The 25,774-nt window shown below is 68.7% G+C and carries 17 protein-coding genes; 6 read left to right on the top strand and 11 right to left on the bottom strand.

Features of this window, described 5'->3' with window-relative positions:
- Position 1: 1 nt before the first annotated feature.
- The 5 genes from MKK50_RS23995 to MKK50_RS23975 all read right to left on the bottom strand — a co-directional run bounded on the left by MKK50_RS23995 (position 2) and on the right by MKK50_RS23975 (position 5,031).
- Entirely contained in the window at positions 2-349 is a 348-nt protein-coding gene (locus tag MKK50_RS23995; protein WP_499025685.1) for a DUF3325 domain-containing protein, read from the bottom strand.
- Positions 346-1,938, bottom strand: a complete 1,593-nt coding sequence (locus tag MKK50_RS23990) for a PepSY-associated TM helix domain-containing protein (protein ID WP_499025683.1) — start codon at positions 1,936-1,938, stop codon at positions 346-348. Before MKK50_RS23990 ends, MKK50_RS23995 begins: the two co-directional genes overlap by 4 nt.
- Positions 1,935-2,237: an iron transporter gene (locus MKK50_RS23985; RefSeq protein WP_499025682.1), complete on the bottom strand. Its 303-nt coding sequence runs from the start codon at positions 2,235-2,237 to the stop codon at positions 1,935-1,937. Before MKK50_RS23985 ends, MKK50_RS23990 begins: the two co-directional genes overlap by 4 nt.
- Positions 2,238-2,248: 11 nt before the next feature.
- Positions 2,249-4,591 carry a TonB-dependent siderophore receptor gene (locus MKK50_RS23980; RefSeq protein WP_253369784.1) on the bottom strand — a complete coding sequence of 781 codons (2,343 nt, stop codon included), beginning with the start codon at positions 4,589-4,591 and terminating at the stop codon, positions 2,249-2,251.
- A 242-nt stretch (positions 4,592-4,833) separates the two neighbouring features.
- Positions 4,834-5,031, bottom strand: a complete 198-nt coding sequence (locus MKK50_RS23975; RefSeq protein ID WP_499025681.1) for a hypothetical protein — start codon at positions 5,029-5,031, stop codon at positions 4,834-4,836.
- A gap of 635 nt (positions 5,032-5,666) precedes the next feature.
- Here MKK50_RS23975 and MKK50_RS23970 point away from each other — a divergent pair.
- From MKK50_RS23970 to MKK50_RS23950, 5 genes are all read left to right on the top strand, one after another.
- A complete protein-coding gene (locus tag MKK50_RS23970) occupies positions 5,667-5,858 on the top strand; it encodes a hypothetical protein (RefSeq protein ID WP_253369780.1) in 192 nt (63 codons plus the stop codon).
- A 509-nt stretch (positions 5,859-6,367) separates the two neighbouring features.
- Entirely contained in the window at positions 6,368-11,092 is a 4,725-nt protein-coding gene (locus MKK50_RS23965) for a malectin domain-containing carbohydrate-binding protein (RefSeq protein WP_499025679.1), read from the top strand.
- Between the two features lie 77 nt (positions 11,093-11,169).
- Positions 11,170-12,693 (top strand): phosphomannomutase/phosphoglucomutase, encoded by a 1,524-nt coding sequence (locus MKK50_RS23960; RefSeq protein ID WP_499025678.1) that lies wholly within the window; start codon positions 11,170-11,172, stop codon positions 12,691-12,693.
- Between the two features lie 393 nt (positions 12,694-13,086).
- Complete coding sequence (locus MKK50_RS23955; protein ID WP_253369774.1) at positions 13,087-14,517, top strand: calcium-binding protein; 1,431 nt, start codon at positions 13,087-13,089, stop codon at positions 14,515-14,517.
- 479 nt (positions 14,518-14,996) lie between these two features.
- Positions 14,997-16,424, top strand: a complete 1,428-nt coding sequence (locus MKK50_RS23950; protein WP_499025676.1) for a right-handed parallel beta-helix repeat-containing protein — start codon at positions 14,997-14,999, stop codon at positions 16,422-16,424.
- Between the two features lie 136 nt (positions 16,425-16,560).
- Here MKK50_RS23950 and MKK50_RS23945 read toward each other — a convergent pair whose 3' ends face one another.
- The 6 genes from MKK50_RS23945 to MKK50_RS23920 form a co-directional block, all read right to left on the bottom strand.
- Positions 16,561-16,821: a hypothetical protein gene (locus MKK50_RS23945; RefSeq protein ID WP_499025675.1), complete on the bottom strand. Its 261-nt coding sequence runs from the start codon at positions 16,819-16,821 to the stop codon at positions 16,561-16,563.
- Positions 16,821-19,025, bottom strand: coding sequence for a GumC family protein (locus MKK50_RS23940; RefSeq protein ID WP_499025674.1), 2,205 nt, complete (start codon positions 19,023-19,025; stop codon positions 16,821-16,823). Before MKK50_RS23940 ends, MKK50_RS23945 begins: the two co-directional genes overlap by 1 nt.
- A 71-nt stretch (positions 19,026-19,096) precedes the next feature.
- Positions 19,097-20,632: an exopolysaccharide biosynthesis polyprenyl glycosylphosphotransferase gene (locus MKK50_RS23935; protein ID WP_499025672.1), complete on the bottom strand. Its 1,536-nt coding sequence runs from the start codon at positions 20,630-20,632 to the stop codon at positions 19,097-19,099.
- 63 nt (positions 20,633-20,695) lie between these two features.
- A complete protein-coding gene (locus tag MKK50_RS23930; RefSeq protein ID WP_253369765.1) occupies positions 20,696-21,703 on the bottom strand; it encodes an NAD-dependent epimerase/dehydratase family protein in 1,008 nt (335 codons plus the stop codon).
- A gap of 465 nt (positions 21,704-22,168) precedes the next feature.
- Positions 22,169-22,948: a WecB/TagA/CpsF family glycosyltransferase gene (locus MKK50_RS23925; protein ID WP_499025670.1), complete on the bottom strand. Its 780-nt coding sequence runs from the start codon at positions 22,946-22,948 to the stop codon at positions 22,169-22,171.
- Positions 22,945-23,946 (bottom strand): UDP-glucuronic acid decarboxylase family protein, encoded by a 1,002-nt coding sequence (locus MKK50_RS23920; protein ID WP_499025669.1) that lies wholly within the window; start codon positions 23,944-23,946, stop codon positions 22,945-22,947. Before MKK50_RS23920 ends, MKK50_RS23925 begins: the two co-directional genes overlap by 4 nt.
- A gap of 450 nt (positions 23,947-24,396) precedes the next feature.
- Between MKK50_RS23920 and MKK50_RS23915 the strand changes: the two genes are divergently transcribed.
- Entirely contained in the window at positions 24,397-25,767 is a 1,371-nt protein-coding gene (locus MKK50_RS23915; RefSeq protein ID WP_499025667.1) for a polysaccharide biosynthesis/export family protein, read from the top strand.
- Positions 25,768-25,774 lie beyond the last annotated feature (7 nt).

Below are 25,774 nucleotides of genomic sequence, written 5' to 3'. Positions count from 1 at the left end.
TTCAGGCGACGGCGAGAATCGCGAGCGGCAGCGCGGTCGCGACGAGGGCGGCGAGCGCGGCGGGGGCGACGTAGCGCGGCCGGTAGGACAGGAGCAGCACCAGCCCGAGCGCCGCGCCGGTCAGCGCGCCGATCCACTGGACGGGACCGAACGCCCAGCCCTCCCACAGCCCGGCGACGACGAAGGAGAGCGCGATGGCGCCCCAGCCGAAGAGGCGCAGGCGTAGCACCGCCGCCCGCTCCGCCTTGCGGTCGAACACCTCGGTGTGGTGCCGGTTCAGGCTGAGGCAGAGGGCGGCGAGCGCGGCGAAGCTCAAGCCAAGGTTCACGGCGAGGACGAGGGGCGTCATGCGTGGGTCGGCTCCGAGCGCCGCGCGGTCTGGCGGGCGGGGGAGGCGGGAACCGGGGCAGGCCTTGCGGCCCGCTTCGGCGCCTCGTAGCGCAGGATCTTGCGGGCGGCGAGCGCGAACAGGCCCGCCAGCAGCAGCATCGCCCCGTCGAACCACGCGAAGAGCGGATCGCCGCCCCCCAGCCGCAAGGGATGGTCGGGGATCGTCGCGATGTCGGCCGCGACCACGGCGAGGCCCAGAACCGACACGGCGGCCAGACCCTCGCACCACGCCCGGCGCTGCGGACGGACGAGCGGCACCAGGGCCGCGACGATCCAGGCGCCGAAGAAGACGCGGATCTCCCACTCCTCGCGCCCGGCGAGACCGACGGGCAGGAGCCGGTTGGCGAGGAAGAAGCAGGCGATGGCCGCCGGCAGGCCGGCGATGCTGCCGACGTTCAGCGCCTGGACCAGCCGCAGGCCGAAGAAGGGCCGCTCCCCCGCCTTCGGCAGGCGCGCCAGCGACCAGAGCACGACGCCGGTGGCGACCATGGCGCAGCCCATGACCCCGCACAGGAAGAACACCAGCCGCAGCAGGGTGCCGGCGAAGTGCGCCTCGTGCAGGCCGGTCATCACCGTGAAGGTCTTGGCCGCGGGCTTGAGGCCACCGTCGCGGACTTCGAGGATTTCGCCGCTCACCCCGTCGAAGGCGATCTGCGGATGCTCGTGCGAGAGGCCGTGCGGCTCCTCGAACACCGCGACCACGGTGGCGTTGGCGTCGCCCGGATTGACGATCATCAGCCGCTCCAGCGGCTCCGCCCGGGACGCGAGCGCCCGCTCCACGATCGGCCCGAGCGGCGCTAGCGCGGCGGCCTGCTTCGCCGGCGGGCGCGGGGTGGTGGTCCAGTTGGCCTCGGTGAAGAAGGTCTGGCTGTTGCCCTTGTAGGCGGTGGTCACGCCCCAAGGCATGTAGAAGGTCGCGAGGGTGACGATCCCGGTATAGGTGATCATCACGTGGAACGGCAGCGCCAGCACGCCGGTGACGTTGTGGGCGTCGAGCCAGCTGCGCCGGGGCGCCTTGTCGCGGCGGAAGGTGAAGAAGTCGGCAAAGATCCGCTTGTGTGTGACGATGCCGGAGATCAGCGCCACCAGCATGATCATCGCGCAGAGGCCGACGACCCAGCGCCCCCAGAGCGGCGGCATGTGCAGTTCGAAATGGAAGCGGTAGAGGAAGTCGCCGCCCTGCGTGTCGCGCACGGTGGACTCGGCCCCGGTGCGCGGATCGAGCAGGACATGGCCCGGACGCTCGCCCGGCCGGGTGCGCCAGAACAGGTCGAGCACGGGATTGTCGGGTTGCGGCAGGCCGACATACCACGTCCGGGCCTTGGCCGCGTGCTGGCCGAGATAGGCCACCGCATGCTCTGCCGCTGCTCCGAGGGCGGCGGCCTCCACCGGCTCGACCTGCGTGAATTCGGGGCGCATCCAGCGGGAGATGTCCGGCCGGTAGTAGCTCGCGGTGCCGGTGACGAAGATCGCGAACAGCACCCAGCCGACGATCAGGCCGGACCACGTGTGCAGCCACGCCATCGATTGGCGGAAGCTTCCCTTCATGGCGTGGATCCTCCCATCGCCAGCCAGAGGAGGGCGCCCAGCACGATGGCCGTGCCGGCCACGGTGAGGAGTGCCCGCAGCAGCGTGCGCGTCGAAAAGACGAGGACGACGATGCCCGCCATCACGGCGAAGCTGAGCAGCGTCGCCGTCGCCACCGCCTCCGAGCGCGCCATCGGCAGGGTCAGCGACAGCAGCGCGGTGGCCAGCGCCGCGACGCCGTAGCCCCCGCCCGCCGCCAGCACGACCCGGCCGGCCACGGAGGCCCGCTCAAGCGCCGTCGTTCTGCCCTGTGCCGCCATGCGAAGGCCTCCTACCAGCGGTAGCGCAAGGCACCGTAGACCGTGCGCGGCAACCCGTAGAAACAGGTTTGATAGCTGAAGCAACCGGTCACGTAGCGCTCGTCGAGGAGGTTCTGCGCGTTCACCTGGAGCTGGAAGCCCTGCAGCGTCGCGTCGAGGTGTCTCAGGTCGTAGGTGAGCAGGGCATCGACGAGAATGCTCGCCGGCACCTTGAAGGTGTTGGCCGGATCACCCCAGGAGGGGCCGAGGTATCGGACGCCGCCGCCGACCCCGAGTCCGAGCAGTGGCCCTTCGGTGAAGCGATAATCCACGAACAGCGAGGCGGTGGAGTCCGGCACCTGCACCGGCCGGCGGCCGGCGAGCGGCACCGACTGCCCGGTCAGCTCGTTGGTCGTGAGGGTAATGTCGCTGACGTTCCGGGTATCGAGGATCGAGAAGCCGCCGATGAGGTTCAGGTTCTCGGTGATGTTGGCCCGTGCCTCGAATTCGATACCCTGGACGCCGACCTCGCCGGTCTGGACCACGAAGTTGCGCCGCTCCGGGTTCGGGTCCGGCTGCGTCGCATTCGAGCGGCGGATATCGAAGGCCGCCGCGGTCAGCAGGATGTCGGTGCCGGGGGGCTGGTACTTGATGCCGGCCTCGTATTGGTTGCTGGAGATCGGCTCCGGAATGCGGCCGATCGTGCCAAAGGCCGGATCGAAGATGCGCCCGGCGGTGATCGGCTCGAACGCCTCGCTGTAGGAGACGTACGGCGCGATGCCGTTGTCGAACAGGTAGAGAAGGCTCGCCCGCCCCGTGAAGGCATCGGCCGGGACGTTCTGGATCGCCAGCGCGCCGGTGGCCAGCGTACGCGTCGGGCCGCTCTGCCGGGCCACGTCGTAGCGACCGCCCAGTGTCAGGACGAGCCGGTCGAACTTGATCTGGTCCTGGAAGTAGACGCCGGTCTGCTCGGCGGTGATCGCCGCCTCCGTGGTGAAGGCCGGGAAGTTGATGTTCATCTCGTAGTTCGGGAACAGCACGTTCAGGTCGGGCGCGCGCGGGAACGGGGTCGCGAGCGTGCGCGTGCGGAACGTACGGTGATCGACGCCGAGCAGGGCGGTGTGCGCCACCGGACCGGTCTCGAAGTTGGCCACGAAGTTGTTGTCCATCGTCCAGGCGTCGATGCCGACCTGGGTGCCCCCCTGCGAGCGGCCGAGGATCGGTCCGGTGGACGCGGTCACCGTGTTGAAGGCGCCGTAGACGCTGCGATAGTCACCTTCCGTGCGCAAGTAACGGCCTGCCGAGTGGAAACGCAGGTGCTCGTTGATGCGATGATCGAACAGGTAGCCGACCGAGGCCTGGGTGCGGTCGGAGCGCTCAATGTTGCGGTCGCCGTCGTAGAAATCGACCGGCAGGCGCCCGATCACGCCGTTGCCGAAATTGCGCGGGAACACCGTGCCGATTGCCGGGAAGCCGCCATAGAAGCCCGAGAACGGGTCGCGCTGGTAGTTTCCGATGACCGTGAGCTGCGTATCTGCGTCGGGCCGCCATGTGAGGCTCGGATTGATGAAGAAGCGCTCGACCTCCGTGGTCACTACCGGCCCGTCGCCCTTCCAGCCGAGGCCGATCACGCGGTAGGCGAACTGGTCGGCCACGCCGCCGGTGCCGTCGCCGACCGGGCCCCCGACATCGAAGCCGCCACGCACCTCGTTGAAGCCGCCGCCCTGCACGAAGATCTCGCCGTGACGGACGAATTGCGGCACCTTGGAGACGAGGTTGACGATGCCGCCCGGCCCCGACTGTCCGTACAGGACGGAAGCGGGTCCCTTGATGATGTCGACGCGCTCCAACCGGAAGGGATCGATGGTCGGCGAGGCGTCGCGGCTCCCGGGAAGCGGTAGGCCGTCGAGGAAGACCGGCGCGGTGAAGCCGCGAATGGAGAACTGCTCCAGACGGGTCGAGCCCGCGCCGCCGCGCTGCTCCGTGGTGACGCTCGGCGTATAGCGCAGTGCTTGGTTGATGGTCAGCGCGTTCTGATCCTGGATCTGCTTGCGGCCAACGACCGAGATCGACTGGGCCGTCTCGAGGATCGGGGTGTCGGTCTTGGTCGCGACGGTGCTGCGGCTGGCGACGTAGCCCGGCACTGCGCCCGAGGCGCCGCCGGGGCCGTACAGCGCGCCGCCGAGCGTGGCGCCGCGGCCTTCGCCGGTCACGCTCAACTCGGACAGCTCGACGGCGCCGGCCGCATCCTGTGCCAGGCCCGGCACGGCGAAGCCGAACAGGGCCGTTCCCGACAGGAATGTCGAGGCGAGCAGGCGCAAGACTCGGCCCGCACGCGGAGCCGGCCGAGCGGAGACGGCGCGATCTTCGAACATCTTTTCCGGTACGCTTTTAACTTAGGTTATGAAAACCTAAGAGGACACGATGATTTGTGCCCCGCGTATGACAAACACCGAATGATGCATGCAAGATCTATGTTTTATAACTATTATAAGTACAAATACTTGGGCGCTCGATTAAGTTTGCGCACAACCATTTTTACTGTCCGAAATTCTTCTGGTCTGTTGCGGTTCCGCATCGGTCGCGCCGGTTCGGATTACATGCTCGGGACGGCGAGCTACAGATCCGTTCGGCCCGCTTCGCTCAGGACCTGCCGGCGCTCGATCGGATCCCAGATTCCCTCGAAGACCGGAGCCGGGCCCTTGGATCGCTCGTCGGCCGGCATCACCGCGACCGGAGCGATCGTCTGCTCCAGAGCGGGCGCGAGGAGCAGCACGGCCGCAAGGGTGCCGAACGCGCACAGCGCGATGATCACCCAGCGCGGCGCATCCCAGCTATGAAGGACCACGGATCCGGCCGCGAGGAGCGCGGCAGATCCGACGAGTTTGGGAAACATCGAAACCTCATCCGATACGATGCCGGCCCCCGGTGCGAGCGGGATGCCACCGTGTTTGTGTCGGATCGGGACATGTGCCGGATGGATCGCGCGCCCCGCCCCGCCCCGGCCTGTGGTCGTTTGGCCGGACCAGAGCCCTCAAGCGCATCCGATGGGGACGCCGCGACGAAGTGACGGGCACGGACCGAAGCGCGGCACACGATCTTGCGCAATAGTGATGTGCCCCGCCTATGTCATGAACCATATTTCATGTAAGGAGCCTGCAACGGCTCCACGGTTCCGAGTGATCGGGGGGCGAACAGTTTCGACGATGGAGACCGGCCCCCAATGACAAGCGTGTTGACGGTAATGGCTCTTCTGATTGCCCCCGTGGGGGCCCTTGCGTTCGGCGCCTGGGCGTTCGGGCGTCTTCGTCCCGCGTCCTGACGCACGACATCGCCGCCCGCTGGATCGGGCGGCGGCGCTCCGATGCGGCGTCCTGCCGATTTCCGACATAAAGCGGCATCATCGATGGGGCATCGTGAGGCGCGTACCGGCGAAGGGAGATCCTGCGCATGACGCTTCTGCTTCGGTTCACGCGGGGCCTGGCCTCCGCCGTGCACGGTTTCGTCCGCCTCTCGCCCAAGGTGATTCCTCTCGCGCTCGTCTCGATGGTCGGCCTCTCGTCCGGCCGGACGGCGGATGTCGACCGCGACCGCGACGGTGAGGAAGCGACCCGCTCCATCGTCTACCGCCACTACATCTGAGCCCATACCGACCGCTGCCGGCCGCGCGAACAGCGGCCCGTCCTCTCTGATGCGAGGATCGGCCGGCGCGGGGCGATCCCGGCTCGGGTATTCTTCCACCTGTGACGGCTCGATCCCCGAGGCGACGGCCCTTCTCGGAATTCAGCACCCGCGCATCGTCCGGCGCATGGCCGGCTAGATCGTCCTGGATATCGGATCCAGGACGACGCTCTAAGTTCATGTTTTTGCATCGTCGTTTTCCGAAAGCCGGTGGCCACCTTTCGGGACGACGCTCTAAGCTCTGCTCGAATGCTCCGCTCCCGGCGCCGTACGATCGAGAGCGGCTCTTACTCCTTGTGCCGAGGCCTGCTCTTTCGCTGAACCGGCATCCACTTCGGTGGAGAGCGCCCTAGCCCGGAAGAGCGCCGCGGAATACCGCTGCGCGCATGAAGCCCGGATCGGGCGCGGATACGGTCGCCCGCAAGTCTGATGTTGAGTCTGATCTCAAGTCTGGCGTGAGGGGGATGACCATGGCCGACGTCACGTTTTCTCAGTCGACACTTGCCGGTTACTCGGGGCTGGCCTCGGCTCTGCAATGGGGGCCGGACGGGCGACTCTACGTTGCCGAGCGGTTCGGCAGCATCAAGGCCCTGACGGTCGCCCAGAACGGCAACGGCTACGTCGTCACCAAGACGGAATCGATCGACCTCATCCTGAACCTGCCGAACCACGACGACGACGGCACGCTGAATGCGAGCCTGAAGGAGCGGCAGGTCACCGGCATCCTCGTCACCGGCACCGCCGACAACCCGGTCCTCTACGTCACGTCGAGCGATCCCCGCATCGGCGCCGGCAATGGCGGCGAGGACACGAATCTCGACACCAACTCATCGATCATCTCGCGGCTCACCTTCGATTCCGCGACCGACACGTGGAAGAAGCTCGATCTCGTGCGCGGCCTGCCCCGCTCGGAGGAGAACCACTCCGCCAACGGCATGGCGATCTCGCCCGACGGCAAGACGCTCTACGTGGCGGTGGGCGGCAACACCAATGCCGGCGCACCCTCCAACAACTTCGCCGGATTGCCGGAATTCGCCTACGCGGCGGCCGTGCTCAAGGTCGATCTCACGGCGCTCGACGCCATGACGCTGAAGAACCCGAACGGGCTCAACCCCTACCTCTACGACCTGCCGACCCTCGACGACCCCTACCGCCCCAACAACGGGACAGCGGGCAACGAGAACCCGGACGGCTCGGACGTCAGCGGCCCGTTCGGGGGCCGCGACGGGTTCAACATGGCCAAGATCACCGCCGACAGCCCGGTGCAGATCTACTCGCCCGGCTATCGCAACGCCTACGACGTGCTGCTGACCTCCGACGGCAAGATGTTCACCTACGACAACGGCGCCAACAACGGCTGGGGCGGGCGCCCGTCGGATGCCAACGGCAACGTCGTCACGAACCAGAACCAGATCCCGCTCAACACCCCCGATCTCGACGGCGGCACCAAGCGGCTCAACTACGACCAGCTCCACGAGATCACGGGGGAGGGCTATTACGGCGGCCACCCCAACCTCGTGCGGGCGGTAGGGGGCCAGGCCGGCTGGATTCTGACGCCGGGGGCGGGCGTCACGGGTGCGACCTTCCTTCCCCAGGGCAGCGCCGGCCTGCCTGCCGACTTCGACTCGGTGATCCCGGCCGGCACCGCCGACCCGCGCGAGAGCGTGTTCTTCGAGGGCGGCATCAGCGACGGGGCGCTGGATACCGGCCAGGGCTCGCTCAACGGGCTGGCCGAATACACCGCCTCGACCACCTGGGCGACGGCCGACGGCGGCGCCACGAGCATCAAGGGCGCGATCCTCGTCACCGATCTGGCGGGCTACCTCCACATCATCCCGCGCAACGCCTCGGGCGGGGTCGACACCACCATCGGCGCCGCCGGCCAGATCGTGGCGGCGGGCAAGCAGGTCGTGCCGATGGGCGGCGGCGCCCCGCTCGGCATCGACGCGGTCGGCGACGGCAAGCCGTTCGCCGGCACCGTCTGGGTGACGACGCTGGCCGACGGCAACATCAAGGTGCTGACGCCGGGACCGACCAACCCGCAGAACCTCGACCTCGACGGCGACGGGATCAACAACACGCTCGACCCCTTCGCCCTCGATCCCGACAACGGCACGGCCGGCACGGACGTGATCTCGGGCGGCGAAACGATCGTGTTCAATTTCGAATCCGGCTCGATCCCCGGCACCTTCGGCGGCAGCGGGCTCACCGGCGCGATGATCAACGGGCTCGACCCGTTCCTCGATGGCGGCCTCTACACCTCGGCCAACATCATCGCGGGCGGCGCGGGCGGCGTCATCCAGTTGAAGAACGTGCAGGAGGGCGACTTCACGGAAGGGAACAACACCCTCAGGGACGCGCTCCAGGCCGGCGTCACCTTCGACGACAGCGTGGCCACCGCCAACGTCACCATGACGATGTCGAACTGGATTCCGAACGCCACGAGCAACGGCGGCTTCCCCTCGGCGGGACTTCAGATCGGCACGGGGGACCAGGACAACTTCATCAAGCTGGTGCTGGGTGGGCGCGGCGAAAGCGCCGGGGGCAAGTATACGAGCGCGATCTTCGAGACCTCGATGGAGAATCTCGGCGTCGCGCAGACCGCGGCGGTGACCAACAACGCGCTCCTGAGCGCGACGAGCGCGAGCTGGGTGCAACTGCGCCTTGCCGTGAACCTCGAGACCAACACGGTCACGCCCTACTGGCGCTTCGGCACCGGGGCGGTCTCTTCCGCCACCGACGCGAACACCAGCTTCACCGCCGGCGCCAGCCTGAGCGTGCCGAGCGGCAGCGCGCTCTTGAAGGCGATCCAGGGCGACTACACCGTCGGCGGCAAGGCGAGCGGAATGGCGGTGGGCCTGCTCGCCACCTCCAACGACGGCGAGCCCTTCACGGCGGATTTCGACGGGATCACCATCACGACGACCGCCAAATCGGGCACGACGAACCCGGTGGTCGCCGCGATCAATGCCGGCGGCGGGGCGCTGACGCAGGACGGGATCGGTTTCGAGGCCGACCAGTACTTCACCGGCGGCGCCACCTTCATCGACATGGCCGGCGGCAACGGCCTGCAATCGGCTTTCACCAACACCGTCTACCAGACCGAACGCTACGGCAATTTCAGCTACGCCATCCCGGTGGCCAGCACGAGCCAGGCCTACACGGTCGAACTGCGCTTCGGCGAGCTGTGGTGGAGCAATCCGGGCCAGCGGGTGTTCGACGTCACGCTCGAAGGCCAGACCATCCTCAACGACCTCGACATCCTGGCCCAGACCGGCAATTTCAACACGCCCTACACCTACGTCTCGGGGCCGATCACGGCGGGTGCCAACGGCACGCTCGACCTGCAATTCGCCAACGGCATCGACAACGCCAAGCTCAGCGGCATCGTCGTGCGCCAAGCGAGCGGGGGCGGCGGCACCGACATGACCAAGCCGACGGTGGGGCCCTTCACGGTCCAGGCGCCCGTGGCGGGGGACGCGAGCGCCAGCGTCACGGTGGTCTACAACGACGCCTCGGGCATCAACCTCGCCAGCATCACCGCGGCCGACATCGCGGTGACGGGGCCCGGCGCGATCGGCGCCATCAGCCTGCAATCCAAGACGAGCACGGGCGCCACCTCGGCCACCGCCACCTACATCGTCGCCGCCCCTACGGGTGGCTGGACCAACGGCCAGTACACCGCCACCGTCAAGACCGGCGAGGTGGCGGATGCGAGCCCGGCGGGCAACACCAACCTCGCGGCCTCGCAGCTCTTCTCGGTCCAGACCAGCAGCGCGGGCGGGATCGTCGCGGCGATCAATGCGGGCGGCGGGGCGCTGATCCAAGACGGGATCAGCTTCTCGGCCGACCAGTACTTTACCGGCGGCGCCACCTTCATCGACGGCACCGGCGGCAACGGCCTGCAATCGGTCTTCACCAACACCGTCTACCAGACCGAGCGCTACGGCAATTTCAGCTACGCGATCCCGGTCGCCAGCACGAGCCAAGCCTACACCGTCGAGCTGCGCTTCGGCGAGTTGTGGTGGAGCAGTCCGGGCCAGCGCGTGTTCGACGTGTCGCTGGAGGGCCAGACCCTCCTCAACGACCTCGACATCCTGGCCCAGACCGGCAACTTCAACACGCCCTACAGCTACGTCTCGGGTCCGATCGCGGCGGGTGCCAACGGCACGCTCGACCTGCAATTTGCCAACGGCATCGACAACGCCAAGCTCAGCGGCATCATCGTACGTCAGGCCACGGGCAGCACCGACACGACCGGGCCGAGCATCGGTGCCTTCACCGTCGACGCTCCCGCCTCCGGCACGGGTGGGGCCAGCGTGACGGTGGTCTACAACGACGCCTCGGGCATCAACCTCGCCAGCATCACGGGGGCCGACCTCGCGGTGACGGGAGCCGGTGCGGCCGGGGCGGTCAGCCTGCAATCGAAGGTGGCGACCAGCGCGACCTCGGCCACCGCCACCTACCTCGTCGCTGCCCCGAACGGCGGCTGGGCCGACGGCCAATACACCGCGACCGTCAAGGCCGGCGAGATCGCCGACGCAAGCCCGGCGGCCAACACCAACGCCGCCGCCTCGCACGCCTTCACCATCGACGTGACGCCCGGTGGCGACACCCTCGTCATGGCCATCAATTCCGGCGGGGCGGCCCATACCCGCGCGGACGGGACGGTGTTCGAGGCCGACACGGCGGCCGCCCCCCACCGCTTCTACGTCGCCGGCCAGGACGGGAACGCGACCTATTCCGACGTCGATCCGATCGCCGGCACCACCGACGACGCGCTCTACCAGAACCAGCGCTTCGGCTGGGCCAGCGCCTCGACCACGGATGCCGATGACGGGCGCTTCGGCTACGCCGTCAAGAACGCGGATGGCAGCGCCCTGGCCTCCGGCTCCTACGAGGTGATCCTGCACTTCGCCGAGATCTACAACCAACCCGACGATCCGGGCGGCCTCAGCGGGGCGGGCCAGCGCCAGTTCAACATCGGCATCGAGGGCACCGCGATCGCCAACTACGATATCTGGGCCGCGGCGGCCGCCGGGGCCACCGCGACGACCCTGACGCGGACGGTCTCGGTCACCGACGGGACGCTCGACCTCGCCTTCTGGCAGGGGGCGGCGGAGAACCCGACCGTGGCGGCGATCGAGGTGTGGAAGGTCAATCCCGCCTCGGCTCAAGACGGCCTCTTGGTCTAAACTCTCAACCGATTTCCGGCTTCCCTTCCGGCGGCGTGCGGCCTCTCGGCCGCCGTCGCCCTCGCGAAAGGTCCGTCATGTCCGTCGATACCTCCAAGGCCTTTCCCACGCCCGTTCCGAAGCTCGAGCCCAATACCTTCGCGTTCGAGCAGTTGCCGATGGTCAAGCCCACCGGCTTTCGCGAGTACGACGCCCGCTGGCTGTTCCCGGGGGAGATCAACCTGATGGGTGTCCAGGCGCTGGGCCTCGGCCTCGGTACGCTGATCCATGAGCGCGGCGTGCGCCCCGACATCGTCACCGGCCATGACTTTCGCAGCTACTCGTCCTCGATCAAGCTCGCGCTGATCGCCGGGATGCAGGCGGCGGGCCTGCGGGTGAAGGATATCGGGCTCGCGCTCTCGCCGATGGCCTATTTCGGCCAGTTCGCCCTCGATTGTCCCTGCGTGGCCATGGTCACCGCCTCGCACAACGACAACGGCTGGACCGGCGTGAAGATGGGCGCCGAGCGGCCCATGACCTTCGGTCCCGACGAGATGGGCCGCCTCAAGGAGATCGTCACCACGGGCGCGTTCCGGTACCGCGACGGCGGCGCCTACGAATTCGTCTCCGACTTCGCTCAGGTCTATCTCGACGACCTCGTGGCGCGCGCCAAACCCGTCACCCGCAAGCTGAAGGTTGTGGCCGCCTGCGGCAACGGCACGGCCGGCGCCTTCGCCCCCGCACTCCTGGAGCGGCTCGGGGTCGAGGTGATCCCGCTCGACGTGGAGCCGGACCATTCCTTCCCGCGCTACAATCCCAATCCCGAGGACATGGCGATGCTGCACGCCATCGCCGACAAGGTGCGCGAGACCGGTGCGGATGTCGGCCTCGGCTTCGACGGCGACGGCGACCGCTGCGGCGTGGTCGATGACGAGGGCGAGGAGATCTTCGCCGACAAGATCGGCGTCATGCTGGCCCGCGACCTGTCCAAGCTCCACCCGAACGCGACCTTCGTGGTCGATGTGAAATCGACCGGCCTCTACGCCGCCGACCCCGAGCTGCAGGCCCGCGGCGTGCGCACCGACTACTGGAAAACCGGCCACTCCTACATCAAGCGCCGCGTCAACGAACTCTCGGCGCTGGCCGGCTTCGAGAAGTCGGGTCACTTCTTCTTCAACGCGCCGGTCGGCCGCGGCTACGACGATGGCCTGCTGACCGCGATCGCGGTGATCGAGATGCTCGACCGCAATCCGGGGCAGACCATGGCGGACCTCTACCGGGCGCTGCCGAAGACCTGGGGCTCGCCGACCATGTCGCCGCATTGCGCAGACGAGGTGAAGTACGGCGTGGTCGATGCGGTGACCGAGCGGTTCCGGGCGCTCCAGGCCTCGGGCGAGCCGGTGGGCGGCCATCCGATCACCAGTCTCGTCACGGTCAACGGCGTGCGCGTGACCACCGCCGACGGCACCTGGGGGTTGGTGCGGGCCTCCTCGAACAAGCCGGAACTCGTGGTGGTGGTGGAGAGCCCGGTCTCGGAGGCGCGGCTGCGCGAAATGTTCGCCGCGGTGGACGGGGTGCTGCGCCAGCATCCCGAGGTGGGCGCCTACAACCAGACCATTTGAACACACCTGCCGAAGGGGCATGTGATCACGTTTCCAGCGGATCACCTCGGTTATGGGTGCGGCCCTCTCCTCGTGCGCGGAGAGAGGGCCGCACCAGCCAACCGAAGACCGTAGTTAAGGCACGCCCCAGGAAGGAGGAATGGCAGGCAGCCGGCCCGGCGAAACCCAGGCCGGGCGAGCAAACGTGGCCGTTCGGCAACAAATCGTTCGTCTGTCAGAAAATTTCCGACAAAGCTCGCTAAGAAAACAGCATTGGGCTGAACCATTTTCGCGTGTCGATACCTCGGGGGGATTAGTCCTCACGGGGTACGTTGCAGATTTACGTAATCGATCTACCCCTTAACATTCGTTAGGCCCCGCTCCGTTGCGATCACCGCATCTCAAGGAGCCGTCATGCCTACGGGCCAAACCTATAGCACCACCCCCATCCGCACGACGTACAACGGACAGGTTATCGAAAATCTGGATCTCTGGGTCTCCGACGGCGACGCCATCCGGGTCGATCACGACAACGTCGTCATCCGCAACGTCACCATCCACCACGCCGACGGCAACGGCATCGTCGTCGAGGACGTCAGCGGCGTCACCGTCCAGAACAGCCTCATCGTCAATTCCGACCCGCCCACGGGCAACGGCGGCGAGACCGATGCGGAGACCACCGGCATCCGGGTCGTCAACGCGTCCGGCTTCACCGCCTCGCACGTGACCCTGCGGGACAGCGGAACCGGCATCTATCTTGGCCAATCCCCGAACGCGAAGCTCTCCTACATCGAGGGCCACAACTTCCACGGGCCGTTCCCCGGCGGTCAGCTCGTTCAGTTCTACCAGTCGCCGAACGGCAGTCTCTCGGACTTCGCCGTCACCAACGATCCGGGCCACTCGCATGTCGAGGACAACGTCTCGATCATCGACAGCCGGAACGTCTCGATCGCCAACGGCGTGATCGACGGCAACAACTCGCCGAGCGGTGCCGGCGTGATGTTCGAGGGGAATTCGCAGGGTGGCCACGTCCAGAACGTCGACGTGATCCACATGAGCAATGGCGGCTTCTCGTCCTACTCGGACGACGTGTCCTTCGTCGACACCCGCTCCTTCGACAACGATGCCGGTGATCAGGGCCGCGGCGTGTCGCTGTCGAACGGGCTGATCTGGAATACGAGCGGGCACAACGTCACGATCGAAGACTCGACCTACACGGATCCTGGGGTTCCCAACAACATCGTCTGGGGCACCTCCTCGGCCGGCGCGGACGTGTCGGCCGCGCCCTCGGCCACGCCGATGACGCCGATCCACAACGTGTTCGACGGGACGGTGCCGGGCAGTGCGCCGGCTGCGCCTCCGGCGCCTGCCCCGACCCCGACTGCTCCGGCCGCCAGCCCGGCACCGGCCGGCACGGGACTCGACCGGGACGGCACGGCGGCCGCCGACACGATAACCGGCTCGCGCTTCGCCGACGACCTCGACGGGCGGGGCGGCAACGACACGCTCAAGGGGATGGCCGGCGACGACCGCCTCTACGGCGGGGCCGGCAACGACCGGCTCGACGGCGGCAGCGGCACCGACCACCTCTGGGGCGGCGCCGGCGCGGACCACTTCGTGTTCAAGGCCGGCAACGGCACCGACTGGGTCGAGGACTTCCAACTGCGCGGCACCGCACAGGACGTCGTCGAAGTGAGCAAGGCGATGTTCAGTTCGTTCAACGCCCTGCTCTCCGCGGCCCACGATGTCGGCTCGGATGTCGCTATCACCTCGGGCGCCGACACGCTGTGGCTCGCCGACATCCACAAGGCGCAGCTCTCGGCCGGCGACTTCCTGTTCGTCTGAGAAATTCTCGCGAAGCGTCCGGTGCGCCGTCGCCTCCGAAGGGAGGCGGATCGGTCACCGGAAGTTTCGCAGGGCCAGAGCATCGTCCCGAAAGGTGGCCGCAGGCTTTCGGAAAAAGATGATGTAGAAACAAGAAGCTGGAGCATCGCCCTGGATCCGATATCCAGGACGATGCTCCAGCCCGAAGCGCATTGGCCGGTCGCGGCCGCGGGATCCTCCGCGGCCGCGACCGGCACCGCCGCGCCAGCGAATCCCCCGCCGCCCGAACAAGCGTGGCCATATGGTCACACCGGTTGTGCGCTGCGAGAAATATCGAGCCGCGATGCCGTGGCTAAAAGCTTTGCTGTTAATGACTTCCCGGGCCGAGTAGGCCTCATGGCCTAGCGCAGATTGATTGCGTTGCAGATTTGCTAGGTCGATCCACTGATTCTATTCATATATTTGTTGATTTTGTTGTAATATTAACAAATGGAGCCAATATGCCCACGGGTTTGACCACCAGCAGCACCCCCATCCGTACGACGCATGACGGACAGGTCATCGAAAATCTGGATCTCTGGGTCTCCGACGGCGACGCCATCCGCGTCGAGCACGACAACGTCGTCATCCGCAACGTCACCATTCATCACGCTGACGGCAACGGCATCGTCGTCGAGGATTCCAGCGGCGTCACCGTCGAGAACAGCCTGATCGTCAATTCCGACCCGCCCGACGGCAACCAGGGCCTGGCCGGCGAGGCCACGGGCATTCGGGTCGTCAATGCGCCCGACTTCACCGCCTCGCACGTAACCCTGCAGGACAGCGGGACCGGCATCTATCTCGGCCAATCGCCCGGTGCGACGCTCTCCCACATCGAGGGGCACGACTTCCACGGGCTCTATCCGTCGGGTCAGTTCGTCCAGTTCTACCAATCACCGGATGGCAGCCTCTCGAACTTTGCCGTCAGCAACGATCCGAACGGCTCGCATGTCGAGGACAACGTCTCGATCATCGACAGCCCCAACGTCTCGATCAGCAACGGCGTCATCGACGGCAACAACTCGCCGAGCGGCGTCGGGGTGATGTTCGAGGGCGAGTCCCAAGGCGGCCACGTCCAGAACGTCGACGTGATCCACATGGGCAATGGCGGTTTCTCATCCTATTCGGACGACGTGACCTTCATCGATACCCGCTCCTTCGACAACATCGCCGACGACCAGGGCCGGGGTGATCCCCTGTCCAACGCCGTCATCTGGAACGCGACCGGCGACGACGTGTCGATCCTCGACTCGACCTATACCGACCCGGCGGTGGCCAACAACATCGCCTGGGGCCCGTCTTCAGCCGGCGCGGACGTGTCGTCGGCGCCCTCGGCGACGCCGATGACGCCGATCCACAACGTGTTCGATTGGGTCGCGGGCACGGTCGGCGCCGTCGCCGGGGCCGTCACGGGCAACAGCCCGGCATCGCCCTCGGTCGCCGCTTCACCCTCCGGCACCAGCCTCAACCGCGACGGCACCGCCGGGGCCGAGACGATGACCGGATCGAACGCCGCCGACGACCTCGACGGGATGGGCGGAAACGACACGCTCAATGGGCTCGCCGGCGACGACCGCCTCTACGGCGGGGCCGGCAACGACCGGCTCGACGGCGGCAGCGGCACCGATCATCTCTGGGGCGGGGCCGGAGCCGACCGGTTCGCGTTCAAGGCCGGCAACGGCACCGATTGGGTCGAGGATTTCGAGACCGGCGGCTCCGCCCCCGACGCGATCGAGATCAGCCGGTCGATGTTCGGCTCGTTCGATGCCGTCCTGGCCGCGGCGCAGAATGTCGGCACCGATGTCGCGATCCGCTCAGGATCGGATACGCTCTGGCTCGCCGACACCCAGAAGGCCGAGCTGAGCGCGGGCCACATCCTGTTCGTCTGACCGCGATGTCCGCCCGGTGAGGCGGAAAAATCCACCCCTCCGCCTCATCCTGAGGGGGCCGCGTCAGCGGCCCTCGAAGGATCTTCCAGGGATCGCGCGGGCTCCGGAAGATCCTGCGAGGTTGCTTCGCAGCACCTCAGGATGAGGCCGTGGGTGGGAAAGCATCGACGCCCTGGCCGTGCCCGTGGCAGCGATGGGCGGCCAGGACCCGCTCGATCCCGGCCCGGAACGCGGCGAGCGTGCCCAGCGGCCGGGCGCAGCCGCCGCAGGCGATGGCCGCCTCGGCGGTCGGGTCCGCCGGCCAGGTGACGGCGGGGGAGCCGCAGGCCGCGCAGGCGAAGGTTCCCGCGCTCACGAGGATCGCCGCCCCCGGGCCCGCTGCGGATTGCGCGCCCATCACGCGCTGTTCCGGTAGTAGTGCGAGAAGTCGCGGTAGAGCGTGCCGCGATCGGCGGCGCGGCCGTGGTGGCGCTTCAGATCGACCTTGTTCAGGACGAGCCCGGCGACCGTCAGGCCGAGCCGGTGCATGTAGGCGAGGCTCGCCGTGACCGCGGCCTTCTGCGTGCCGTGCCACGCCACGACATGGACCACGGCGTCGGCGTGCTGCCGCAGGAGCGCCACGTCGCCCAGCAGCAGCACCGGGGGCACCTCGACGAGGATGATGTCGTAGCGCTCGCGCGCCTCCCGCACGAGCATGCCGAAGGTCGGCTCGGCGTAGATGTCGTGCCCGTCCTTGAGGCCGGAAACGCGGCGGATGGTCGAGATGCGGCCCTCCGCCTCCTCGTCGTCGGCGGGCGTCTCGTGGCCGAGATTGCCGTGGCGGGCGTCCTCGATCGCCGCGCGGCGAGGCGAGCCGTCGAGGATCAGCACCCGGCGCCCCATCGCGGCGAGCGAGCGTGCCACCGAGCGGGCGACGACGGATTTCCCCTCGCCGGGCATCGCGGAGGTGACGAGGACGACCTTGAGCGGCTCGCGCACCGCGACGAGTTCGGCCACGGCTGCCCGCACGGCCTCGCGGAAGACGAGATCCTGCTCCAGGCGCTCGCCCGATTGCGCACCCGCCGGCCGGTTCGGCAGCAGCGCGAGGCAGGGCAGGCCGGTCTCGGCCTCCATCTCGCCCTGGCTGCGGTAGCCCCGGTCGCGGCGGTCGAGTCCGAGCGCCAGCACAGAGCCGGCACCGGCCCCGGCGAACAGGCCGAGGCCGAGCACGAGGCCGAGGCCGGGCCCGGTGGGCAGGGTCGGCACCTTGGCCGGCGCCAGCATCTGCGCCATCACCGGCTTGAGTTCGCTCAGCGCGTTGGCGGTCTGGTAGCCTTCATCGAGGACGCGCAGGCGGTCGCGGGCGGCCGTCGCGTCGGCCTGGAGCGCGCGCAGCTTCGATTCGAGCGCCTTGCTCTCGATGAGCGAGCGGCGGACCGTCGTGACCCGCGCCTCGGCCGAGGCTTCGAGCCCGCGGGCGGCGCCGAGATCGACCTCCACCAGCTTCAGCACCTCGGCCATGCGGAGCTGCAGCCGCTGCTGGAGCGCAGCGATCGAGGCTTTGAGGCGCAGCACGCTGGGATGGTTGTCGCCGGAGACGGCGGTGAGCTGCTCAAGCTCCTGGCGCAGCTTGCTGTCGTCGGCCAGCATCTGCTGGATCACCGGCGAGATCGTCGTGTCGCTGGCGTTCGGCACGCCGCCGAAGCGCATCACGTCCCCGGCGCGCTGCAGCCGCGCCTCCTCCGCCAGCCGCTTGGCCGAGGCGCTGGAGAGTTCGGTGAGGGCGTCGCGCAATTGCTGCTCGCGCAGGTCCACGCCCTCGCGCACCGACTCGACGAAGCCCGTGCGCTTGCGGAAGGCGTCGATCTCGCTGTCCAGGCGGGCGAGTTCGCCGCGGGAGACCCCGATCTGCTCGGCGTACCAGCGGCTCGCCCGCTCGGTGGCGAGCGAGGCCGCCTGCATCTTGCGGGCGAGGTATTCGGTGGCGAAGGTGTTGGCGGTCTCCGCCGCCCGCTTCGGATCGCGGTCGCGGTAGCCGATCGTGATCAGGTAGGCCTTGGCGTCGTTGCCGACGGTGAGCCCGCGCAGGAGCCGCTGGGCCTGGGCGTCCCGCTCGGTCTCCTGCTGCGCGGTGTCTTCCGGATGGGTGCCGGGGAGGGCGGGCAGCGCGGCCTGAACCCGATTCTCGAGGGCTTGCCGCAGGGAACCGACCCATCCCGCGGATGCCTCCTTGGCGGCCTGCCCCGCCTGTGCCGCCCGCTTGGCTTGCCCGGCTTCCTCGAGCCGGCCCGCCACGGATTGCGCGATGGCGAAGGAGCGGATGATCCGCGCCTCACTCTCGACGACCGAGGCTGGCTCCAGAGCGATCTGCGGGCCGGACTTGCCGGTCCCGCGCACGTCCTGGGTCTGGCCGAAATCGAACTGGAGCAGCACCTCGGCGGTGTAGCTCGGCGGCAGGGCGAGCGAGGCGGCTCCGGCCGCCAGCGCCGACAATCCGGCGATCGAGGCGATCATCAGCCGGCGCCGCCAGAGCACCGCGAGGGCGTGCCCGGTGACCGCCTCGTAGTGGGAGGTCAGCGATCGCCCGCCGCCGGGCGGGTCGGCTTCGTGGAACGGATCCATGGGTCACGCCTGCGTCGGGATCGAAGAAGGGGAGCGCGTCGCGAGGGGAGGAGGGGCCGGCAGGCCCCTCGTCAGCGGGCGCCTTTGGCGGTGAGCACCGCCGGCACCGTCTCGAGGAGGATGTACAGGTCGGTCCAGATCGACCAGTTGCGGATGTAGAAGCTGTCCTGCTGCTCCTGGACCGTGAGGTCGCCGTCGCTGCGGGCCGAGATCTGCCACAGGCCGGTCAGGCCCGGCGGCACGCTCACCCGCAGCGCCTGGAAGGCCGGGCCGAACCGCTCGGTGTGGTAGGCGGGGAAGGGGCGGGGCCCGACCACGCTCATGTCGCCGCGCAGCACGTTGAGGAGTTGGGGCAACTCGTCGAGGCTGGTGCGGCGGATGAAGCCGCCGATGCCGGGCAGGACGCGGGGGTCGTCGCGCAGCTTGCAGAACCGGTCCCATTCGCGCCGGGCGGCCTCGTCGGCGGCCAGATGATCGGCGAGCCGCGCCTCCGCGTCGCGGAACATGCTGCGCAGCTTGTACACGCGGATGGTGCGGCCATCCCGCCCGACGCGGGGCTGGACGTAGAAGGCCGGGCCCGGATCGGCGATCTTCACGCCAAGCGCCAGCACGCCGATCAGCGGCCCGAACACGAGAAGGGCCGGCACCGTCACGGCAAGATCGAGCGCGCGCTTGAGGCGCAGGTTGTGCGGCAGGAAGATCGCCCGGCGCACGACGAGCCCGACCACGGGACCGAGGCAGCGGGTCTGGAGGCGCACGGTCTCCACCTCCGGCGCGTGGTGGGCCACGAGCACCTGCCGGAACGGGTGGCGGATGAGCCAGGCGAAGCGGGCGGGCTCGCGCTCGCCGGGCGTGCAGATGGCGACCTCGGCCGCGTCCAGCAGGCTCGCCATGCGCTCGGCCGCCCGCTCGGCGTCCTCCGCCGGCCCCGGCGGCAGGTTGGTGCGGAAGGGCTCGACGGTTTGATCGGCGTTCCGGACGATACCGATCGGTCTGAGCCCGAGTTCCGGCCGCGCGGCGAGGCTGCGGGCGAGTTCGGCGGCGCCCTCGCCGTAGACGATGGTCGCCGCCCCCCACATGCCCCGCCGGACGAGACGCGCACGCACGAACCCCTCCGCGTAGTGCCCGAGCGGGATGGCGAGGAGGGCGGCGATCCCGGTGGCGGCCCAGGACCACGGCCAGGACCAGGGCCCGCCGCCGACCAGGACGGCGGCGGCGAAGGCGAGGGCGGCGGCCAGCCCGCGGCGGCGCAGCCGCTCGATCGGCTCCGCCTCGATCGGCTCGTAGAGGCCGCACAGGGCCAGGGTGCCGATCTGCAGGGCGCACCAGCCGATCAGCAGGGCCGGCGCGAGGCCGGAGGCCGTTCCGGTCGCCGCCATCACGAGCAGGCTTCCCCCGCAGGCGGCCAGCACGGCGACGACATCGCCGCCGAGCAGGGCGCCGGTGACGATCCGGCGCCGCGCTTCGGCGATCGTCTCGGCGCGTCCGGACCGGGCGGGTCCGAGACGCTCCTTGAGACGCTCTTTCAGGCGGACTTGCAGGCGCCCTTGCCAGCCGGCTCCGCCGGACGGCACGAGGCCGGTATTTGCGACATCGACGTCCGGCATGGGCTCGCTCGTGCTGCGTGACGGGCGGGAGGGGCGGGCGGAAGGCGCGGGATCGGCCCGCGCTTACTCGGCGGCCTGCCGGGGGGCGGTGTCCGCCTGTGCCGCCTGGGCCTGGACCTCCCGGATCTGCTCGTCGATCCAGCGGTAGGTCGGCTGCAGGCCCTCGCGCAGGTGGATGCCGGGCTCCCAGCCCAGAACCTCGCGCAGGCGGGTGTTGTCGCTGTTGCGCCCGCGCACGCCCTGCGGCTTGCTCAGGTCGAACGACTTGTGGATCGTCTTGCCGGAGACTTCGGCCACGAGATCGACGAGGCCGCTGATGCTGACGAGTTCATCCGTGCCGAGGTTGAGCGGCCCGTGATGGTCCGACTGCATGATGCGGTAGATGCCCTCGACGCAGTCGTCGACATACATGAACGAGCGGGTCTGCTGGCCGTCGCCCCAGATGTCGATCGTGCCGCCGTCGGGCGTGCGCGCGATCTTGCGGCAGAGCGCGGCGGGCGCCTTCTCCTTGCCGCCGTCATAGGTGCCGAGCGGCCCGTAGACGTTGTGGAAGCGGACGGAGCGGGTCGGGAAGCCGTAATCCTCGGTGAAGTACTGGCAGAGCTTCTCCGTGTAGAGCTTCTCCAGGCCGTAGCCCTCCTCCGGAGCCGCCGGGAAGGCATCCTCCTCCTTCAGCGGGATCACGCTCGGCACGTCCTGCAGGTGCTGCGGGTAGACGCAGGCCGAGGAGGAGAACAGGAACCGCTCGACCCGTGCGTCGAAGGCGGCCTTCAGCATCTGCGCGCTGATCATCGTGTTGTTGAACGTGATCGAGGCGTGTGCGCCGGAGATGTAGCCGATCCCGCCCATGTCGGCTGCGAGATTGTAGACTTCGTCGACGCCCTTCACCGCCTCGCGGCATTCCTCCAAGGACCGCAGATCGGCGAGCATGAACTCGTCAGCGTCGCTGTGCCCGAAATCGGGGTATTTAATATCGACGCCGCGGACGTGATAGCCGTGGCGACGCAGGTACGTCACCAGATGTCCACCAATGAAACCGCCGGCCCCGGTAACAACTGCGCTCTTCGACATGGGTGTGACGCCTTTTCTGCTTTGGCGCTTCCATTCTTATTTCGAGGGCGGTCTAAGCATATCTTCTCGATGGGCGATCATACTTTCGCGCTACGGTAATCCTTTGGGGCGCTGCGCGACCAAGTGGAGCCCGGCACGTCGAAAGAGAGCCTGACGGAGCGCGTGCCGGGTGCCCCGCAAGAGCCCCGCTGCTCGCGATATCGGCATGAGAAAGCCCCTTGAATGAAGACAGCCGGAGACGTGGCCCGATCGTGTCGGATCGGGCCACGTCTCCGGACAGGGGCTGGTGCGGTGACCGGTTGATCGCTTAGCAGCCTGCGGGGAGACGGGAGCCAACGGCGCCCGAAGCGATCAGCCGGAAACCGTATGTAGCCCTGCCGCTGGCGAGTTTCCCCGTCCACGACAGGCGTCAAGCTCCTGCTGTGCATCGTTTTTTGAGAAGCGCGTCCCTCTCGGGGACGGTTTCTAGAACGATCGGCGCGGTCGCGACGGCGCGTTCAGGAGCTGGAACGCGGCGCGCAGCATGAATTCGGGCACGATCCGCCCGTAGCGGCGCGACAGCCGGCGCGGTTCGGTGCCGAGGCGGAAGGCCCATTCGAGCCCGCGCCGCTGCATCCAGGCCGGCGCCTGACGCTTGGTGCCGGCGAGGAAGTCGAAGGCCGCGCCGACGCCGACCATGACCGGCACATCGAGCCGGTCGCGGTGGCGCGCCATCCAGTATTCCTGCTTCGGGGTGCTGAGGCCCACCCACAGGATGTCGGGCGCCGCCGCGTTGATGCGCGCGATGATCGCCTCGTCCTCCTCCGGCGTGGCCGGGCGGAAGGGAGGCGAGAAGGTGCCGGCGACGGGCAGGTCGGGGAACTGCTCCGTCAGCCGCGCGGCCAGCCGCTCGGGCAGGCCGGAGCCGCCTCCGAAGTAGTATTGCCGGTAGCCCTTGCGGGCGGACAGGGCCGTGAGCGCGCGCATGAGGTCGGGTCCGTAGACCCGCTGCGTGTGCGGGAAGCCGAGCCGGCGCGCCATGAAGACCAGCGGCATCCCGTCCGGCGTGACGAGGCCGGCGCCCTCGTGGATCGCGCGCAGGGCGCGATCCGTCTGGCACTCGATGACGCCGTGGGCGCCGGTGATGCAGACGTAATGGCGCTGGCGGCCGAGGATCCAGTCCTCGACCGCCATCACCGCCTCGTCCAGGGTGATCGCGCTGACCGGCACCCCCAGGATCGGAACGCGGGGGAGGGGCACGCTCATGAGCCGGTCTTCGCGAGTTCGGGCAATGCCGGCTCGAACGGCGTCACGCTCGAGCCGGAGGCCGAGAGCAGCGCCTCGAAATAGCCGATCGTCCGCGTCAGCCCCTCGTCAAGATCGACCTTCGGGGTCCAGTGCAGCATTGCCTTCGCCCGGGTGATGTCGGGGCAGCGCTGGCGCGGGTCGTCCTGCGGCAGCGGGCGGTAGACGATCTCCGAGCGCGAGCCGGTGAGCGCGATGATCCGCCCGGCGATCTCGGCGATGGTCACCTCGGTCGGGTTGCCGAGATTGACCGCGCCGTCGAGCGTGCCCTCGACGTTCATCAGGCGCATCAGCCCCTCGACGAGGTCGTCGACGAAGCAGAAGGCGCGGGTCTGGCGGCCATCGCCGTAGAGGGTGATCGGCTCGCCCCGCAGCGCCTGCACCACGAAGTTCGAGACGACCCGGCCGTCGTCGCGGTTCATCCGTGGCCCGTAGGTATTGAAGATGCGCGCCACGCGGATCTGCACGCCGTGCCGACGCTGGTAGTCGAAGAACAGGGTCTCGGCGCAACGCTTGCCCTCGTCGTAGCAGGCGCGCGGGCCGCTGACGCTGACGAGGCCGCGATAATCCTCCGGCTGCGGGTGCACGTCTGGATCGCCGTAGATCTCGCTGGTGGAGGCCTGGAGGATCGGGATGCCGAGCCGCTTGGCGAGCCCGAGCATGTTGATGGCGCCGATCACGCTCGTCTTCGTGGTCTGTACCGGGTCGCGCTGATAGTGGATCGGTGAGGCGGGGCAGGCGAGATTGTAGATTTCGTCCACCTCGACATGGAGCGGGAAGGTCACGTCGTGCCGCATGACCTCGAAGCGCGGGTTGCTCAGGTGCCCTGCCAGGTTCGCCCGGTCGCCCGTGTAGAAATTATCGACCGCGAGCACGTCGTGCCCCTGCGCCACCAGTCGATCGCACAGGTGGCTACCGACAAATCCGGCTCCACCCGTCACGAGGATACGCTTCTTCATCGCTCGACGTCTCCAATTGTCGGTCGATCTCAGCTTAGAAGACCTTGATCGGGTGCGGCATTGCTGTTTCGAGGAAGACGCGACGTCCTGCGTGCGAAGGCGGTCTACCGCGATCGGGAGGCGTGAGGCCCGTTCTTGCCGTGGGCCAAGCGGCGCGCGCGCAATCGGTTCCCAACCGCGCCGCGGCGCCGCAACCGGCCCCGTCGGACTAACCCGGTCGCGAACCCTCAGGTGACCGAATAGCCAGAGCCAACGGAGAGGAGCTCTGGCATTCAAACAGGGCGTCACGACAGCCCGGCCGCCTCCCGCTTCTCCCCGGTGCTCCCTCGAGCACGGAAGGCTTCGGGCAGGCACCGCCGGGGTACCGGCCGAGCGGGCAAGTCTCCCGAACGGCCGCGTCGCCGGCCGGCGCCCGGCAAGCGGACTGCAAGCGGCCCGAGAGGCGAAAGCATGCTCGATTTCAGGACATTGCGGTTTTGGGACGGCGAGGGGCGCCGCGCAGCGCTCGGCGCCATGCTCGGCTCGGGCCTCGTGCTCCTTCTCGCGAGCGCCCCCCTGGCCGCCGAGGCGCAGGCTCCGGAGGCCTTGCCGGAGCCCTCCGCCGAGACCGCGCTGCTGCTGTCGAGCGGCGACAAGGTGACGATGGTCGTCTTCGGCCAGACGGACCTGACCGGCGAGTACGTGGTCGATGCGGTGGGCGACCTGAACCTGCCGATGGTCGGGCGCGTCCGGGTCGCCGGGCTGTCGTCCGAGCAGGCCGAGACCCTGGTGCGCACCCGCCTCAACGACGGTTACCTGCGCTCGGCCACCGTCAGCCTGCGGCTGTCCGAGATGAAGCCGGTCTACGTGCTCGGCGAGGTGCGCTCGCCCGGCAGCTACACTTACCGCTACGGCCTCACCGTGCTCGGCGCGGTGGCGCTCGCCGGCGGTGGGCGGGTCGGCGACCGCTCGATCACCGAACTCAAGGGCGAGGTGCTGACCGCGCGCGAGCGTCTGCGGAGCCTGGAACTCGCTCGGCTCGCCCAGCGCGCCCGGCAGCTTCGGCTGGAGGCCCAGCGCGACGGGCGCGCAAGCTTCGTCTCGGACGAGCTGATCGGTCCGGAGGCGACGGCGCTGCTGCGCGGCGAGCAGGAGATCTTCTCGCTCCAGCGCGAGACGGAGCGGAGCGAAATCGGTCTGATGCGCCAGCAGGTCGAGCGGCTGGAGACCGAGCGGACGTCGCTGACCCAGCAGCGGTCCCTGATCGAGGAGCAGGTGAAGCTGACCGAGGCCCAGGTCCGCAACTATGCGCGGCTGACCGATAACGGTCACGGCCTGCAGACGATCATGGTGGACCGGCAGCGGGAGAACGCCCGGGTGCGGGCGGAACTCGCCCGGATCGACGCGGAACTCGCCCGCAACGGCACCGCCACCGGCGAAATGACCCTACGCCAGCGCGACACCGAGAACGGGCATCGCCGCCGGGTCGTGGCCGACCTTCAGGCCACCCGGCAGCAATTGCTGGAGACGGAGGCGAGCCTGCCCATCGCCCGCGACCTCTTGGAGAGCCGCGCCCGGCGGCTTGCCGCCTCCGACGGCGGCACCGAGGCTACCGGCTGGGCCGTCGAGGTGACGCGGACCCTGCGCGACCGGGCGGTGACGTTCCGGGCCAGCCTGACCTCCGTGCTGCTGCCGGGCGACGTCGTGCAGGTCTCGCCCGCCAAGGCCGGTACCGGAGAGGCGCCGGCCCCTGCCCCCGCCCCCGCCCGTGGCGGGGCGGCCGCTCCCGGTCCCGTCTCGCAGGCGGCGCCCGCCCTGCGCAGCGCGGTCGAAACCCCCTGACCCCTTT

The organism is Methylobacterium sp. J-043, assembly GCF_022829505.1.
In the GTDB taxonomy this organism is placed as follows: Bacteria; Pseudomonadota; Alphaproteobacteria; order Rhizobiales; family Beijerinckiaceae; genus Methylobacterium; species Methylobacterium extorquens_A.
The sequence above is the reverse complement of the archived record's forward strand: the minus strand, read 5'-3'. Positions and strand labels throughout refer to the sequence as shown.